Source organism: Dolomitihabitans soli (assembly GCF_022213955.1).
In the GTDB taxonomy this organism is placed as follows: Bacteria; Actinomycetota; Actinomycetes; order Streptosporangiales; family Streptosporangiaceae; genus Streptosporangium_A; species Streptosporangium_A soli.
Genome location: NZ_JAKNTW010000007.1, coordinates 147,617 through 163,024, shown reverse-complemented (window position 1 = coordinate 163,024; position 15,408 = coordinate 147,617). Strand labels below are relative to the sequence as shown.

The 15,408-nt window shown below is 67.5% G+C and carries 12 protein-coding genes; 6 read left to right on the top strand and 6 right to left on the bottom strand.

Features of this window, described 5'->3' with window-relative positions:
- Positions 1 to 112: 112 nt before the first annotated feature.
- Both MBA17_RS16305 and MBA17_RS16300 read left to right on the top strand, forming a co-directional pair.
- Positions 113 to 1,603: an MFS transporter gene (locus MBA17_RS16305; RefSeq protein WP_238497315.1), complete on the top strand. Its 1,491-nt coding sequence runs from the start codon at positions 113 to 115 to the stop codon at positions 1,601 to 1,603.
- Positions 1,604 to 2,145: 542 nt separating this feature from the next.
- Positions 2,146 to 3,072, top strand: coding sequence for a VOC family protein (locus MBA17_RS16300; RefSeq protein ID WP_238497314.1), 927 nt, complete (start codon positions 2,146 to 2,148; stop codon positions 3,070 to 3,072).
- 262 nt (positions 3,073 to 3,334) lie between these two features.
- Here the strand turns inward: MBA17_RS16300 and MBA17_RS16295 are convergent, their stop codons facing one another.
- The 4 genes from MBA17_RS16295 to MBA17_RS16280 all read right to left on the bottom strand — a co-directional run bounded on the left by MBA17_RS16295 (position 3,335) and on the right by MBA17_RS16280 (position 6,894).
- Entirely contained in the window at positions 3,335 to 4,138 is an 804-nt protein-coding gene (locus MBA17_RS16295) for an SAM-dependent methyltransferase (RefSeq protein ID WP_238497313.1), read from the bottom strand.
- A gap of 440 nt (positions 4,139 to 4,578) precedes the next feature.
- Positions 4,579 to 4,848 carry a hypothetical protein gene (locus tag MBA17_RS16290; protein WP_238497312.1) on the bottom strand — a complete coding sequence of 90 codons (270 nt, stop codon included), beginning with the start codon at positions 4,846 to 4,848 and terminating at the stop codon, positions 4,579 to 4,581.
- Positions 4,849 to 5,169: 321 nt separating this feature from the next.
- Positions 5,170 to 6,213 carry a hypothetical protein gene (locus MBA17_RS16285; RefSeq protein WP_238497592.1) on the bottom strand — a complete coding sequence of 348 codons (1,044 nt, stop codon included), beginning with the start codon at positions 6,211 to 6,213 and terminating at the stop codon, positions 5,170 to 5,172.
- 357 nt (positions 6,214 to 6,570) lie between these two features.
- Complete coding sequence (locus MBA17_RS16280; RefSeq protein WP_238497311.1) at positions 6,571 to 6,894, bottom strand: hypothetical protein; 324 nt, start codon at positions 6,892 to 6,894, stop codon at positions 6,571 to 6,573.
- 336 nt (positions 6,895 to 7,230) lie between these two features.
- Between MBA17_RS16280 and MBA17_RS16275 the strand changes: the two genes are divergently transcribed.
- A complete protein-coding gene (locus tag MBA17_RS16275) occupies positions 7,231 to 7,506 on the top strand; it encodes a transposase (protein WP_238497310.1) in 276 nt (91 codons plus the stop codon).
- 246 nt (positions 7,507 to 7,752) lie between these two features.
- Here the strand turns inward: MBA17_RS16275 and MBA17_RS16270 are convergent, their stop codons facing one another.
- A complete protein-coding gene (locus tag MBA17_RS16270; RefSeq protein ID WP_238497309.1) occupies positions 7,753 to 8,631 on the bottom strand; it encodes a M23 family metallopeptidase in 879 nt (292 codons plus the stop codon).
- A gap of 95 nt (positions 8,632 to 8,726) precedes the next feature.
- Positions 8,727 to 9,176: a hypothetical protein gene (locus MBA17_RS16265; protein ID WP_238497308.1), complete on the bottom strand. Its 450-nt coding sequence runs from the start codon at positions 9,174 to 9,176 to the stop codon at positions 8,727 to 8,729.
- Positions 9,177 to 9,463: 287 nt separating this feature from the next.
- Between MBA17_RS16265 and MBA17_RS16260 the strand changes: the two genes are divergently transcribed.
- The 3 genes from MBA17_RS16260 to MBA17_RS16250 all read left to right on the top strand — a co-directional run bounded on the left by MBA17_RS16260 (position 9,464) and on the right by MBA17_RS16250 (position 15,324).
- Positions 9,464 to 12,535, top strand: coding sequence for an AfsR/SARP family transcriptional regulator (locus MBA17_RS16260; protein WP_238497307.1), 3,072 nt, complete (start codon positions 9,464 to 9,466; stop codon positions 12,533 to 12,535).
- A gap of 130 nt (positions 12,536 to 12,665) precedes the next feature.
- The gene (locus MBA17_RS16255) at positions 12,666 to 13,460 is read left to right on the top strand and encodes a P-loop NTPase family protein (protein ID WP_238497306.1); all 795 of its coding nucleotides are present in this window, start codon (positions 12,666 to 12,668) and stop codon (positions 13,458 to 13,460) included.
- 592 nt (positions 13,461 to 14,052) lie between these two features.
- Positions 14,053 to 15,324: an FAD-dependent monooxygenase gene (locus MBA17_RS16250; protein WP_238497305.1), complete on the top strand. Its 1,272-nt coding sequence runs from the start codon at positions 14,053 to 14,055 to the stop codon at positions 15,322 to 15,324.
- Positions 15,325 to 15,408 lie beyond the last annotated feature (84 nt).

Below are 15,408 nucleotides of genomic sequence, written 5' to 3'. Positions count from 1 at the left end.
CCCACCTCGTATGCCCACCCAGGACTTGAACCTGACATTGATGGCAACTCCTACCGTACCGGCATGACGAACCCGTCACCTCGACGATTCACCGACATGCCCCGGGGAGCTCATGTCCATCCCAGCGTCGTCCGCGAACATGCCGCATCGGCCTCGTCGCCTGGGGTGGATCCTGGCCCTGCTGGCATTCGCCCAGTTCATCATCGCCGTCGACTACAACATCGTGTACGTGGCGCTGCCCGAGATCGGGCAGGACCTGGACTTCTCCGGCCAGACCCTGCAGTGGGTGGTCAGTGCGTACGCGGTCGCGCTCGGCGGCTTCATGTTGCTGGGCGGGCGGGCCGCCGACCTGCTGGGGCGGCGTCGGATGTTCATCCTCGCCCTCGTCCTGTACGCCGTCTCCTCGCTGGTCGGCGGGCTGGCCGAGAGCCCAGGACTGCTGGTCGCGGTGCGTGCCGTACAGGGATTGGGCGCGGCGCTGCTGTTCCCCGCCACGCTGTCCCTGATCGGCACCACCTTCGCCGAAGGGCCTGAGCGCAACCGTGCGCTCGCGGTGTGGGCCGCCATGGGAGGCAGCGGTCTCGCCGGGGGCGCGCTGCTCGGCGGGGTGCTCACCGAGGTCTTCGGCTGGGAGTCGACCTTCTACATCTTCGTGCTGCTCGCCTGCGTCGCCCTGCTGGCGGCTTTCCCCCTCCTTCCCGCCGACGGGGCCCGAGCGGGCGCCGCCGTACCGGGACGCCGCTTCGATCTTCCCGGTGCGCTGACCGCGACGGCCGGAATCACGCTGCTGGTCTTCGTGTTCGCGCAAGGTCCCGAGTGGGGATGGACCTCCGCGCCCATTCTGACCGCCTTCGGCCTCGGCGTCGCGCTGCTCGTGCTGTTCGCGGTGATCGAATCCCGTAGCCGGGACCCGCTCATGCCCCTGCGGATGTTCGCCAACTCCAGCCTGGTCGCGGCCATGGCGATCACGGCGGTGTTCGGGGCCGGCCTCGGCGCCCACTACTACCTGCTCACCGTCTACCTCCAGGACATCCTCGGCTACGACCCCCTGCGGACGGGCCTGGCGTACCTGCCGCTGACACTGCTCAACATCGTCGGCACCAAGGTCGCCGAGCGCCTGGTCACCCGTGCGGGCATGCGGACCGCCCTGTCCATCGGCCTGCTGATCGGTACGGCCGGCCTGGTCCTGCTGGCCCTCGCCGTTTCCCCGGACACCCCGTTCATCGTCGTGTTGCCCGGCATCATGGTGACCGGTTTCGGGATGGGCATCGTCTGGACCTCGATGTGGATCGCCGCCGGAAACGGCGTCGCGGCGGCCGAGCAGGGCGTCGCCTCCGGGATGGCGTCCGTGACCCACCAGACCGGGCTGGCGATCGGCACCGCCCTGATGGTGGCCATCGCCAACGCCGGAATCGGCGGTCTGAACGGCGACGCGTTGCGGCGGGAACTCACCCAGGGCCTGAGCACGGCGTACTACATGGCCGCCGGCGTGACCCTCCTCGGCGTCCTGGTCGCCGGCCTCGCCCTCGGCCGGCGCCGGCCGTACCGGACCCCCGCCCGGCCCCTCCGCGAGACCACGGTCGCGCCGGCCGACGACGTGTGACGGCTCCCCTCTTCCTGCAACGGACGGAAACGCATCGGGCGCGGGGGAGCCCTTCGTCCATGTGGCGACGGGCTTCTTCGTCCGCGTGGTGGCCGACGAGAGTCCGACGCGGATCGAGGCTGATCGCGTATCCGGGATGGTGGGCGTCCAGATTCCGGGCGCCGGGGAGGAGGATGGGACCGACCTTTGGGGTGCCGAGCGGGTCGTTCTTCGGCCTGGTCGGTCCCAACGGAGGGGCAAAACACCTCGTTGGCGATGGCGGTGGGATGGACGTCCCGGGGCCGGAGCCCGCCACGGCACTCCGGTGGTTTGCTGGGCTTCGGGACCTCACATGTGGTCCATTGACGAAATCGCCACTGCCATATCCCCGGCGCGCTGCCTAACTTGGGAGGGGTCCGGCAATCAGGCGAGGAGTGATCCATGGCTGTCCCGCGAGCGAGTCGCCGCGGCCGGGACCCCCGGACCGCTCACCGGCTGAGCCGTTCCGGCACCACGTCCTCCATCCCATCCTTCGGCTCCAGTTCCCACCGAGGAATCCAGACATGTCACTACATCGCCTTGTCTCCGTCACCATGGGAGTCCCGGACGTCGCCGAGACGGCGTCCTACTACACCGAGTTCGGTCTGCGTCCCGAGGCGGACGGATGGCTCAGCACCCGCGACGGGGGACGCCAACTGCGGATCGTCCCGGCCGCCACCCGCCGGCTGGTCGAGGTGCGGATCGGCGTCGACACCCCCGACGACCTCGCCGCCGCCGCATCCCGGCTGCACCGCCAGGACATCGCCGCCGAGAACACCGGCACCGCGCTGACCGCCTGCGAGAAGGCGACCGGCGTCCGCGCCGTCCTGGAGGTCGCTCCCCGGGTCGTCCAGGAGCCGGCGCCGACCGCCCCCTGCAACGGTCCCGGGCGCGACGAGCGGATCGACGCCCGCGCCGCCGCCGTCCTGCGCTCCGGGCCGGTACGGCCCCGCAAGCTCGGCCACGTCGTCGTCGGCACGCCCGACTTCGCCGTCACCACCGCCTTCTTCCGCGACGGTCTGGGGTTCAAGACCAGCGACCTGATCAAGGACGCCGGGGTCTTCCTGCGCTGCTCGACCGACCACCACAACCTGCTCGTCCTGGCGGCGCCGGTCGCGTACCTGCACCACACCTCGTGGCAGGTCGACGACATCGACGAGGTCGGGCGGGGCGCCGGCGCGATGCTGGACGGCCGGCCCGAACGCCATGTATGGGGGCTCGGCCGTCACCACGCCGGTTCGAACTTCTTCTGGTACCTGAAGGACCCGGCGGGCAACTTCACTGAATACTACGCCGACCTCGACTGCATCCCCGAGGACAGTCTGTGGACCCCGGAGGTCCTGGAAGGCGCCAAGGGGTTGTTCAACTGGGGACCGCCGCCTCCGCCGTCCTTCCTCGCCCCCGAGGACCTGGCGGCGCTGATGACCGGCGCGCACCACGCGACGAGCTGAGGCAGGTGAACCCGCCCTTCCCGGTTTCTGGCCCGGAGATGCGGTGGCGGCGGTGGTCCGGCGGGGGCATCGAGGCGGGCGAGCCGGTCGCGGCATCCGTTTGCGGCGGTCACCGCCACGGGCGGCTTCCCCGCCAGCGCCACGCCGGGTTCGGTCCCGGCGCACGCGAGGGTTTCGCGTCGGGCCGACGCGAGGGTTTCGCGTCGGGCCCGCCCTGCCCCTGATCGCCGGTCCGCCGGGTCCGTCGGGTCCGCCAAGGGGACTATGCCTTTCGTGCCAGCCCGCCGTACATGAGCCGCTGACCCACGGTCAGGGTGTCCGGGACCGCGCCGTCGGGCCGCCAGTGGGGGAGCGGGACGACTCCCGGTTCCAGCAGTTCGAATCCGTCGAAGAAGCCGGTGATCTCCTTCTGCGAGCGGAACCGGCCGGTGCCGAGCAGCGCGAGGAACTTCCGCTCCGCGTCGCGCGCGTCCTGGGTGGCGCCACAGAAGTGGGTGATGAAGAGGTGGCTGCCCGGCGGGACCGCCGCCATGTAGCCCTCGACGATTCCACGGGGGTCTTCATTGTCATGCAGGTGGTGCAGGATGCCGACCAGCAGCACGCCCACCGGCCGTCCGAAGTCGATGAGCTGCTTGACGGCCGGGTCGGCCAGAATCGCGGCAGGGTCGCGCAGGTCGGAGGTGATGACCGCGGTCCGGTCGTTCGCCCCGAGCAGCGCCCGTCCGTGAGCCAGGACCATCGGGTCGTTGTCGACGTAGACGACTCGGGAGTCCGGGTTCGCCCGCTGTGCGACCTGGTGAGTGTTCTCCACGGTCGGCAAGCCCGAACCAAGGTCGATGAACTGGGTGATGCCCTCGTCGATCAGGAAACGTACGGCTCTGCCCAAGATCGCCCGGTTGTAGGTCGCGACATCGTAGATCTCGGGAACGACCTTCACGATCTCCTGGACGAAGGCGCGGTCGACCGCGAAATTGTCCTTGCCGTTGAGGACGACGTCGTAGGCCCTGGCGATGCTGGGCCGGGTCGTGTCGATGCCGTTGTTCCACTCGTGGGTCGTGTCAGGCACAGAGGGGGTCCTTCCTCATGTTTCGGGCAGCCGAAAATGATCATATGGCCAGCTGGGCCGGGCCATACGGGCTTTCCGCGTAAACATGGGGGTATTCGCCGTGGGAACCACCCGGAGCAAGGTGGGCATCACCCCGGGGGGCTCGGCCGTACGCCCCCGTCGGAGGCTGTGCCCACGCCAGTGATCCATGTGCCGGAGTGTCGGGGCGGACCGTGCTCGACCCGGCGAGCGCGCCGGTGGTGGCTCCCTGTGGCGACCTGATCGACCCTGAGGTCGCCACAGGGTCGACCACGGACCTCGCCTCGCGTTGCTTCTGAGCGGTGGGGCGTGCGGTACGTCCCGGAACGCATCGAACGGTGTCCACGTCTCGGCGGGTCTGATCGTCGTCGGTGACGGCGAGGCCGAGGTGGCGAACCGGGACGTATCCCGCCTCGCGGTGGCTACTTCCGGCAGCCCGCCCAGTTGTGCTGGTGCAGCGGGTCACCGGGCACGGGCGGCTGGCCGCCCCACGTGATCTTGTACCAGTAGGTGCCGTTGTCTATGTGGGAGAACGTGGCCTTCGTCTGGGACGGCCCGTCGTAGTACCAGGAGGCGCCGCACCTGCCGTTGAAGGGGAAGTTGTAGGCGTTGGCCGTCCCTGCGGCCGCGGCTACGATGGCGGCGCTCATGACCAGGGTGGCCGCTGCGGCAAGTATCCGCCTTGCGATCATGTTTCCTCCCATGTGAACCAGGCCCAGCCGATCTTCTCGACTGCGTAAAGTGACTATACCTTAACTTAGAGTTATCGGCGGAGTCCTTCGCACCTGCGTTCGCCGCCGCCTGCACCCGGTCGCGAGCCGTGGAGGTGTCAGCGAACCTGGGCCTGCCAGGCGGCGGCGATGGGCAGTCCGGCCGGCACGCCGCTGGTTCCGGCGACAGTGATGGCCGTCGGGATCGGTGAGTTCGGCCAGAGATCTTCGAAGACGTCGCTGCGCCCCAGTGGTCCTTTGCCGCCTCGGCCCCTGGCTTGCGCATCTGGTTGTGGCGACGAGTCACGGGCAGTTGCGCCCCGTCTGAGTGAGACCGCCCTCGATGGGCATGGTGGTGCCCTCGCCGCCACGTCCGCAGGGCCGGCCCCAGCCGCCGTCCCCGCCGATGGTGACGAGTTGGTATCGGTCGCTGTCGATCCGCAACGGCCGGGTGTTGCCGACGCCGCCATGACCGCCACCGCCGATGTCACGTGGGCCGGCGTTCCCTCCGTTGCCGCCGGTCATCTTCACCCGAGCGGCAACCGTGATCGGATGGTCGTTGCCTATCCCTCCCTCCCCACCTTCACCCCGTGCCTGCCCGGCCCCGCCGTATCCTCCGGCGATGTCGACGGTGTTGGTGATGCCCTCAAGCACGATCGTCTGAATGAGGCTGGTGTTGCCGACGCCGCCGACGCCGCCGTCTCCATCCGCGCCGTCTCCATCGCTGTTGGCCTCGTCGGCGTCCATGGCGGTGCCGTGTCCGCCATTTCCGCCTGCCACGGTGACGGTGCCGGCGCAGCGGATGGTGCCGACGTTCCCGGCGCCGCCGATACCGCCGTCGGGATCGCCTTGGATGCTGAGGCTGTCGATGCCCTGCCCTCCCGTGCCGCCGACAGCGGTGACGTCGTCGTTGCCGCCGCCGCCCTCGATCGCCCCGGCGTTGCCGTCGCCGCCCTCGCCCGCGTCATGGAGACCGCTGCCCAAGCCCCCGTCGCCGCCGACGGCCTTGATGGCATCGTTGCCCGGCCCGCCGTCGATGCGACCCTCGTTGCCGGAGGCGCCCCTTCCGCCGACGAGATTGGAATGGCCGCCACGCACCATGATGGTGTCGTTCCCGGTGCCGCCGTTGATGGTTCCGCGGTTCCCGATCTTGTTCGCGAACACCCCGATGATGATCGTGTCGTTTCCTGCCAGGCCGTCGACGGTGACGCCTGCGGGGATCGGGTCGCACAAGATCCGATCATCGCCTGCCGTACCGTGGACCACCATGTCGATGACGCGAACACCGTCGACCAGGCAGAACCCACCCGCTGCCCAATCTGTGGAGTTGATCGCGATCAACCCCACAGCGCATATGGCCACAGCGGCGGCCAAGCTGACCGAGTAGTGCATTCGCCACTTGGTCCGGGATCGGTGAGGTGGCGGCGAGGGCACTGGAGATGTCGGGCTATCCATGGCTGTCCTTCTGCTCTCCATGTGTCAGACCCGGCCCAGGACACTCCATGTTGCACCTCGCCTACAGAATGCGACCGTCAGGTGTCGCAAACGTGGTAGTCGCAGGGGGGAGTTTCAGCGCCTCCCGCATCAGTGGAAGGTGCGCGCTCCGGTCTCGGTGATGGTGGAAACCGGTGCTCTGGGCCACTTCGGTGATCAGCTGTCGGCGAGAACGATGAGGATGTCGTCCGCGCCGCAAGCCGGCGTCGTCTATGACGGTTTGAGAGTCACTCCATAGGAGGGTGACCGGTCGCTGCGGTGTTTGAGCCGCCGGCCGATGGCGGCTGCATCCCGTCGCCGGCCCTGGTTGGCCGTCGAGGGTTCGGCGACCATCGTGAACTCTTCCTCCGACCAGCCCGGCAAAGGGGTGCGGCCGCGCTCGATGAGGCGTGAACGGCCTTTGCTCAACGGACCGATCCGATTCTCCAGCCCGATGATCAGCACGCCGATGAGCGCGCTGAGGATGAAGATGCCCCCCACGCTGACCGTGAGCATCAACGCCGGAAACAGCGGCGTTCCAGCGTCGCCGCCCATGGTGCCGGGACCCAGAGTGCGGAGCGGGCTTGGCCACGCGACGCCCAGTCCGCCGCTGTCCCATGTGTCCTGGCCGGTCAGGGCGACCACCAGTGCGGTGACCGGCGCGATCAGTACCGCGGGCGCCCTTCTCGGCCAGCCGATCGGAGGGAGTGTGCCGCGATCCATCGTGCCGTCGAACCGGTACCGCAGACGATCTCGCCATCCCATCCGCACTGCTGCCACTCCTCGCCCGCCCCTCGCAAACCCGCTGTGCCGGGCATCACGTTACTGACCCTGAACAGGTCGAGATGACCAGACGCAGATAACCGCCGGCACATAGGAGACCAGAACCAGATGGCCGAGGCGGTGTTGTGCGCCGGTGGCCCGGTCCGCACACTGGTCGGGCAGGCGCTGGCGCCCGAGCACCGCCGTGGCCACGGCGGCTTGTACGACGCGATCAATCATGGCCGCATCGAGATCGCCCGGCTGCGGCGGGCACTGGCCACGGTGCCACCGCCTCGTGCGGCGGGCGGGCGGATCGTGCTGGCCGCCGATGTCACCCCCCTGGCTGCGCCCGGATGCGCCGACCAGCCCGCAACGGCTGTTCTGCCACACCTATGGCCGCCGTAAGGGCGACCACCAGATGATCCCGGGCTGGCCGTATTCGATCGTCGCCGCGCTGGAGACCGGCCGGTTTCGGCACCTGCGCCCGCGACGGCCTTTACCGGCTGGCGCGCCGAAACCCACCCGGCCCGGCCCAGGACGGCCTTTCGGCTCCAAGAACCGGGCTCGCGCCCGCCATCACGAGATCGGCAAGACCACCAAACGCGCCGAACCCTCACCGAACACCGCAGTCGCAAGGGTTAAACCTCAAGCTTAGACGACGCAGCTTCCGTTGCGCTTGAGGTACTTGTTGTTGACCCAGGGTCCGCGGTTGTCGGAGCCGCCCGCGGCGATCATCCGGCGGTACAGGGCGCCGTTGGGCTTGAGGTATTTGTCCAGGCCGAAGTTGTAGGTGCGGCCCTTGGACAGTTTGCCTTCGGAGTCGAACTTGGTGCCGGTCCAGGAGCGTTTGGTGACATCGTTGGAGATCTTGTAGGGGCATACCTTGGTCGGGCGGCTGTAGCTGCAGGCGTGGCTGATGAGAATCTGGCGACCGCCGTCGCTGCCCAGCGAGCGGTTCTTGCCGTTGAAGTACGGGCGGACCTTCGTCCACTTGCCGTTGACCTTCTGCTCCTGCTGGTAGTGCAGGTGGGGCTTGCCGGTGCCGACAGAGCCGATCTTGCCGATCGTGTCGGCGACCCCCACCGTGGAACCGTTGCGGGCGCGGTTGGTCATGTGCGCGTACATGGTGCGCCAGGTGGCGTCGTGGACGACATACATCGTGTCGGTCGAACTGCCGGACAGATACTGCACCTTCCCACCGACCGAAGGGCGGACCTTGTGGCCCTTGGCGCTGTAGCCACCGGTGTAGGGGTTGCTGGTGTTGGGATACATGTCCAGTGCGGTGGCCTGATACCCGTCGTGGGAATCGGCCGAATCCATGAACACCGACACGCCACAGGCAATGGGGATCTGGAACTTCGGCCGGGAAGCCAGCGTCTCGACCGTTTCTTCGGTTCCCCCCTGCGCAGCGGGAGAGGCCGTCGGATCAGCCGACGCCGGCGCGGGGGAGGTGAGTCCAAGGCCCAGCACCAGGCCGGAGACGACCAGCGGGGACAGGCGCCTCGGGGAGGCGAGTAGCGAGTTCTGCACGGACAGTCCTTTCGATGACTGACTTCGGGTGAGGGCAGGAACGGCATGCCGTCGGTCGGGGTAGGTGGGGAAGTCCATCCACTTCTGCACGCCCTTTAGGCGATGACGTTCTTCCACCCGAAACACTCGGCGTCGGCCACCCCCACCTTCGAGCGGCACACCTGGATCTTCATCCGGCGACCTTCCTTGAGATCCCAGTCGCCCCAGTAGCCTGCGTTGTACCAGCCGTTGTTGCCGCCGTACGGCCGCCATGCGCCGTCGTAGCAGTACTGCACGCGGCCATAGATGACGTGTTCGTCACTGGTGAAGACGTCGGTGACAGAGAAGATCTCGCTGTACTCATAGAATTTGACCAGGCCGTGCACCTTGTCGTCGACATTGGGCGCGTATGCGGTCCACGCCTTGCCGTTGTAGGCGGCCGGGTCCGACACCACACAATCGACCCTCGAGCCGGTGGCCGCGTGGGCTGTGTACTGCGTCGCCGTGGCCGCCAACACCGACACGCTCGTCGCTGCCACGGCCAATGATCTGATCAGACCTGTCATGGCCCATACCCTGGGCGCTGCCGCTATTTTCTCGATACACGCGCCCTATATAGCGACCTTGCACGCCCCGCCCGCCACGACCAGCACATGGCCGGGCCCTAGCTACCGGTAAGCCCCTTATGCGCGAAGAATCGCGATAACGTCAGAGGCGCTAGCTTCGGCCAGAACGAAGGGCGAGCCTCATGAACCGCGACGATCTCCGGTACGGGCCGGGTGCCTTGCCGGCGCAGGACCTTCTTAAGGCCACGCCATGGGGCTGCACTGGGTGTAGGCCGCGAGGCTGAGCGGTGCGCTCCTCTCCCGCATCTGTCCTGGAGGTCCGCGTCCTGGGGCCGGTGGAGCTGCTGGCCGAAGGCTGCCCGGTGCCCCTGGCGGGCCGGCCCGCCGCGGTGCTGGCGCTCCTGGCGCTGGAAGCGGGCCGGTTGCTGAGCGTGAGCCGGCTCATCGATGAGATCTGGGGAAGCGACCCGCCCGCCACGGCGCGCGTCCAGATCGCCATCCATGTCTCCACGCTGCGCAAGGTGTGTGGGCAGGCCGAGGTGATCGAGACAGTGGGGTCGGCCTACCGGCTACGATCCTCGGCCATCCGACTTGACGCCGACGAAGCGGTACGGATGGTGCCAGGAGCCCGACAAGCCCAGGACGCCCATCAGTACCGGCAGGCCTTCCAGTTGTGGCGGGGCCCTGTTCTGGCGGGCCTGCCCGGCCCTCGACTCGAAGCGGCCCGTCAGCGGCTGGAGGACCTACGCCTGACCATCCTGGAGGAGTGGGCGGCCGTGCGCTCAACGGCCGCCGAGCGCGAGCAGATGATCAACCGGCTGAGCGCGGCCGTCCCTGACCATCCCCTGCGGGAAACCCTGCGTGCACGGCTGATGGAACTGCATTGGCATTCGGGTCGCCCAGCCGACGCCCTGGCCATCTACCGCGAAGGCCGCCGGGCCCTTGTCGATGAGCTGGGCATGGAGCCCGGCCGGCAGCTGCGCGACCTCCACGAGCGGATTCTCCGCGAGGACGCCCCGCCGGCCGATCCGCCGTGGCCGGCTCGCGAGGCGGCACCATCGGGTCGGCCGAGCCAGTTACCGCCGTCGATCCCGGCATTCGCGGGCAGGAAGACAGAACAGGACGTGCTGGACGGGCTGCTGGCGACCTCGACCGGTCATCTTCGGCTGGCGGTCGTCAGTGGCATCGCGGGTGTCGGCAAGACGACGCTCGCCGTTCGATGGGCGCACCGGGTGGCCGATCGTTTTCCCGATGGTCAGCTTTTCGCGGACCTGCACGGTTACGACCAGCACGCGGCTCCGGCCGCCGCCCACGAGGTGCTCGATCGGTTCCTGCGCGCTCTCGGCGTACCCGGACAGCAGATTCCCGCTGACACCGAGGCGCGGGCGGGCCTGTTCCGTAGCACGTTGCAGGATCGCCGAGTGCTCATCCTGCTGGACAACGCGGCGTCAAGCCTTCAGGTGAGACCTTTGCTGCCGGGCACACCCGGCTGCTGCGTGATCGTCACAGCCAGGCGCCGGTTGGAGGGCCTCGTCACAGCTCACGGCGCGGCCAGTGTCTCGGTCGAAGCCCTGGGCACGGAGGAATCCACCGACCTCCTCACCCAGGTGCTCGGCGCCGAACGGGTCTTCCAAGAGCGAGAGGAGGCGGGCAGGCTCATCCAGTTCTGCGAGGGGCTGCCGCTGGCCTTGCGCATCGCGGCCGCCCGGCTGGCCACCCGCCCCACCACCTCGCTCCGTGAGGTGGTGACTCGTCTTGCCGACGAACACCGCCGACTCGACCAGCTCACCGGCGAGGGCATGTGCGTTCGCGACAGTATCCGCCTTTCCTACCAGGACCTCCCGGCCCAGACCGCCTCCGCGTTCCGGCGGCTGGCGCTCGTGGACGCGCCCACCGGTTACGCCCCTTGGCTGCTGGCCGCCCTTCAGGAGGATCCCGACCTCACCAGGGCCGAGAATGTGCTGGAGGACCTCCTCGATGCCCAGCTCCTCCAGCCTCTCGGAGCGGACGCGGCTGGGCAGCCGCGATACCGCTACCACGACCTCACCCGGATTTGCGCCCTTGAGCAGGCCAACATCCACGAGTCACCGGCCGAGCGGGACAGCGTTCGGACCCGCGCCTTCAGCGCCCTGCTCGGGCTGGCCGAGCAGGCCGTCAACCGGTTCCGGGGTGTGGTCTGGGACAACGTCCAGGGATACGCGCCGCGCTGGCTGCCCGACAGCAGTGAGCGATTGCTTCTCGAGCCGCTGGATTGGCTCGAATCCGAACGCCTCACCATAACCGCCGCGGTCCGGCAGACGGCGGCGGCAGGTTGGGCGGAGCACTGCTGGGAACTTGCCGCGACCAGCACGATCCTTCACCTGAAGCGGGGATATCGCGAGGATCGCAGAGTGGCCAACGAGACGGCGCTCGAACTGTGCCGCCGCGTTGGCGACCAACGGGGACAAGCCGCGGTGCTGCTCGGTCAGAGCGACTACCTGATGAACAGCGGGCACATCGCCGAGGGAGTTCACGCGGCCGAGTTGGCCGCCCGGCTGTTCGCACTGGTGGGGGACAGTCGTGGTCAGGCGCTCGCCCTGATCGACATCGGCGTCGCCCAGCGGTTGCAAGGTGACTGGGAGGGCTCGCTGGGGTCGCTGGAGCGCGCTGTGACGATCTTCCAGGAATCTCAGGACGACTTCGGTACGGCGCACGCGATGAGTCACATCGGTCTCGCCCACCTGAGACGGCAGGATCCGGTCCAGGCCGAGCGTGCCGCCGAGCAGGGGCTGGCGGTCCTTCCCTCCGGCGCCAGGGACCTCGAACTCATGCTGCTCAGACTGCTGGCCGAGTCCCAGCTGCGCCAGGACCGTCACACCCAAGCCCTGCGGCTGTTCGAGGCGGTGCTGCAAGAGGTCCGTGCGCGCGGCGACCTGTTCATGGTCGCGCTGACGCTGCTCGGCGTGGGGGAAGCAAGACTCGCAGGTCGCAGTACCCAGGAGGGCATGTCGGCGCTGCACGAGGCGCGAGACCTGGCGCGGAACCTGGGTCATCGGACCCTCGAGGGCCGGGTCCTGCTTGCCATCGGCGGACACGACGGTGGCAAGGAAGTCCTGCAGGCGGCGGCCGAGTTGTTCGAGGAGGCCGGAGCCGATGCCTGGCACGCGACGGCCCTGGCCGACCTGCCCGGAACTCACTCCCGGCCGACCGGTAAACGGCCCGCTGCTCGGCGCCTTCCACCGGTGGCTGCTGGTCCACCACAGCCTCACCCAAACGATCAAGGCGAGCGTGAACTGGCCTGGCGTCTGTGCTGTCAATCCCCTCTTAACGTAGAGACGGTCCTCTGCCACAGCGGCCCTCAGCAGTGCGCCCGCCGATAATGTCATCCGCGAGCCGCGCACAATGAATTAGTGGCAGTTGTGGGCAGCCGTGGGCAACTGGTGGTCCTACTGTTTGCATCGCGCGCTTGAGCTGAGACGCAAGGCGGCGCGATGCTGCACCGTCCATGGCATGGCGAAGGCAACCCTCTCAAAGGGCTTGGTCGAGCGGCTCGCCGCCGGGCCGGTACGGCGCAAGGTTGAGGCCGTCACTGTGGCGGCGGAGCGTGAGACGCGGGATCGTGCCCCGGACGCGAAGACGTGGGTAACGGATGGTGGGGAGAACGTCCGCCCCGCGCATGCCGCCGTGAACGGGCAGACCAGCCCGGGCAACCTGTCGTACAAGCTGCCGAGGATGGTCTACGTGCGGAAGGGCCGCGGCCCGGTATCCCACCCGTATCGTGGAAGCGTCATGCACCAGATGAACCGGGTCGCCATCGTCGGCTCCAGCGGCAGCGGCAAATCCCACCTCGCCCGTGAATTGGCTTCGATACTGGGCGCACCGGTAATCCACTTGGACGCCGTCTACTTCGACGAGGAATGGGAACCTCTGCCGGCCGAGAAGTTCGAGGCGGCGCAGCGCGCACTGGTAGCCGATCAGCGGTGGGTCATCGACGGCAACTACAACTCCACCTTGCGGGTGCGGTTGGAAGCGTGCGACACCGTGGTCATGATGGACGTGCCGACGTGGGCAGCGCTGTGGGGAATCGTCTCGCGGCAGGTCCGATACGGCAGGGGCCAGCACGGAGCCGGGGTCTACAACCGTATCCACTGGGGCGTGGTGAAATACGTGGCGACCTACCGGCGGCAGATGCGCCTCAAGGTCCTGGCCAAGATCGAACGCTTCGCACGTGGCAAGACCGTCATATATCTGACCAGTCGGCGGCATACCCGCAGGTGGCTGAAGCAGGTCACCGCCGAGAGCTAACCCGCCCACCCCTTGCCCAGGTGGCCACCTCTTGGCGGGGATCTTGATGCCAAGCCATAGGGGTTATCTGGGGCTCGTTCGGAGCTTCAGGCATATGTCCCCGCAGGAGACGTTCGCGCGATGACGACCACGGAGATCGATGGCACCCCGGTCATCGTGACAGGCGCCACGGACGGCACCGTCCACGTCTGGGACCTGGGTCGCTTCTAAGGGTTGACGAACCCGAAGATCAGTCGAGCCCTACATGGTGGACGCCGCTATCAGCGGCTTCTCACCCATATCGCCACCTGAGCGACGTGACAGGTGCACGCTGGTCAGCACCTGAGCAGGATGCTGATCTGCGAACCGAACTCCCGGAAACCGAGCGCTCGGGCCACCCGTCGCGACGGCTCCGGCCGCGCCCTCCACCGCGGCACCAACCCGTTCGCCCGCCGCCGAGACCACCTTGACACGACCTCGGCGACATACCGCCGCTATACCGCGCTTCCCTAAGGTCTTGGAAAGCTGTCAGCAGCGGTAGAGCCCGGAAGCAGCGGGTCGAGCTCCGACCACCGTGTATGGCGGCGCACGTGAGCCGGAGGTAGGGATCCCCGTGAAAGCTGCGAAACCGCGTATTGCCATCGTGGGTGCCGGAATTGGTGGACTGACGCTTGGACTGCTCCTGCGTAAGCATGGCGTGGAGGCTCGAATTTACGAGCAGGCTTCAGAATTGCGCGAGGTGGGAGCCGCTGTCGCCCTGGCTGCAAATGGCACAAGAGTGCTTCGAAGGCTTGGCCTCGGCGACAAACTGAAGGAGTCTTCGGTAGAGCCGACAGATGTCGTCTATCGGCGCTGGTCAAGCGGAGAGACGATCGCATCGTTTCCTATGGGCCCGACATACAACACGCGATACGGGGCTGAGTTCTTCGGTATCCACCGGGTGAATCTGCAGCGTATCCTTGCCGATTCCTGGGGCCGCGACGGCCTGAACTTGAACTCGCGCTTGCAAGACCTGGAAGAGCGTGAGGATGGTATTCGACTACATTTCGCCGAGGGAGACCCGGTGATGGCGGACGTCGTGGTCGGAGCGGATGGTGTTCGCTCGGCCGTTAGAAACTGGGTGACCGGTGGTGAACCAGCTCCGACGTACTCCGGAGTTTCCGGATTCCGGGGTCTGGCTAATGTCAGCACTCTCAGTGAGATGCCTGACCAAATGACGATCCAACTCTGGCTGGGGCCGGGCGCCTATTTCATTCACTACCCGATCAGTGAAAATACCATCAATTTCCTGGCAGCCCTGCCCGGTCCTACGCCCTGGCCGTCTTCCACCTGGATGACCGAAGAGCCTTCCGGCACTGCGCTCGCGGCCTTCGAGGGCTGGCATCCTGTCGTTCGCGAAATGGTGGCTTCCGTCGAGCAGAGCCCACGGTGGGCGTTGTTCTCGCTACCTCCGTTGCAGCGCTGGACTCGCGGGCACACAGTCTTGCTGGGTGATGCCGCACACGCGATGCTTCCGCACCAGGGCCAAGGCGCAAACCAGGCTATTGAGGACGCTGCTGTGCTCGCGGCACTCCTGGCCGATACCGATCGGTCCGACCTGGGTGATGCCTTGCGTCAGTATGAGGTGTTGCGGCGCCCTCGGACCCGCCAGCTGCAGCGATCGTCATGGGAAAATTCGGAGATCCTCCGCCTTCCGGACGGCCCTGACGCCGAATCGCGAGACCGGAAACTGAGTACTCTTCCGGACCAGCTGGACTGGATTCACGGATATGACATCGATGATCTGGTGGCGCCGGGTAGATCGCTACCTTTCTCACCATCCCCGGAGCACCGTACTTCGCAGACGAGACGCGGCGGAATGCCGAGTTTAAGTCTCCTGAGTTGAGAGCTCCTTTCGCCGTATAGCACCCACACGACGCCGGGCGGCGTTCGCGATCGCCTGGATACCGGCGATCCTTGATGGCTGCTT

Excerpts from the sequence above, each read along its gene's own strand:
- MBA17_RS16305 (WP_238497315.1), top strand. The coding sequence starts at position 113 with ATGTCCATCCCAGCGTCGTCCGCGAACATGCCGCATCGGCCTCGTCGC.
- MBA17_RS16275 (WP_238497310.1), top strand. The coding sequence starts at position 7,231 with ATGGCCGAGGCGGTGTTGTGCGCCGGTGGCCCGGTCCGCACACTGGTC.
- MBA17_RS16255 (WP_238497306.1), top strand. The coding sequence starts at position 12,666 with ATGGCGAAGGCAACCCTCTCAAAGGGCTTGGTCGAGCGGCTCGCCGCC.
- MBA17_RS16280 (WP_238497311.1), bottom strand. The coding sequence starts at position 6,894 with ATGGGCGGCGACGCTGGAACGCCGCTGTTTCCGGCGTTGATGCTCACG.
- MBA17_RS16300 (WP_238497314.1), top strand. The coding sequence starts at position 2,146 with ATGTCACTACATCGCCTTGTCTCCGTCACCATGGGAGTCCCGGACGTC.
- MBA17_RS16265 (WP_238497308.1), bottom strand. The coding sequence starts at position 9,176 with ATGACAGGTCTGATCAGATCATTGGCCGTGGCAGCGACGAGCGTGTCG.
- MBA17_RS16290 (WP_238497312.1), bottom strand. The coding sequence starts at position 4,848 with ATGATCGCAAGGCGGATACTTGCCGCAGCGGCCACCCTGGTCATGAGC.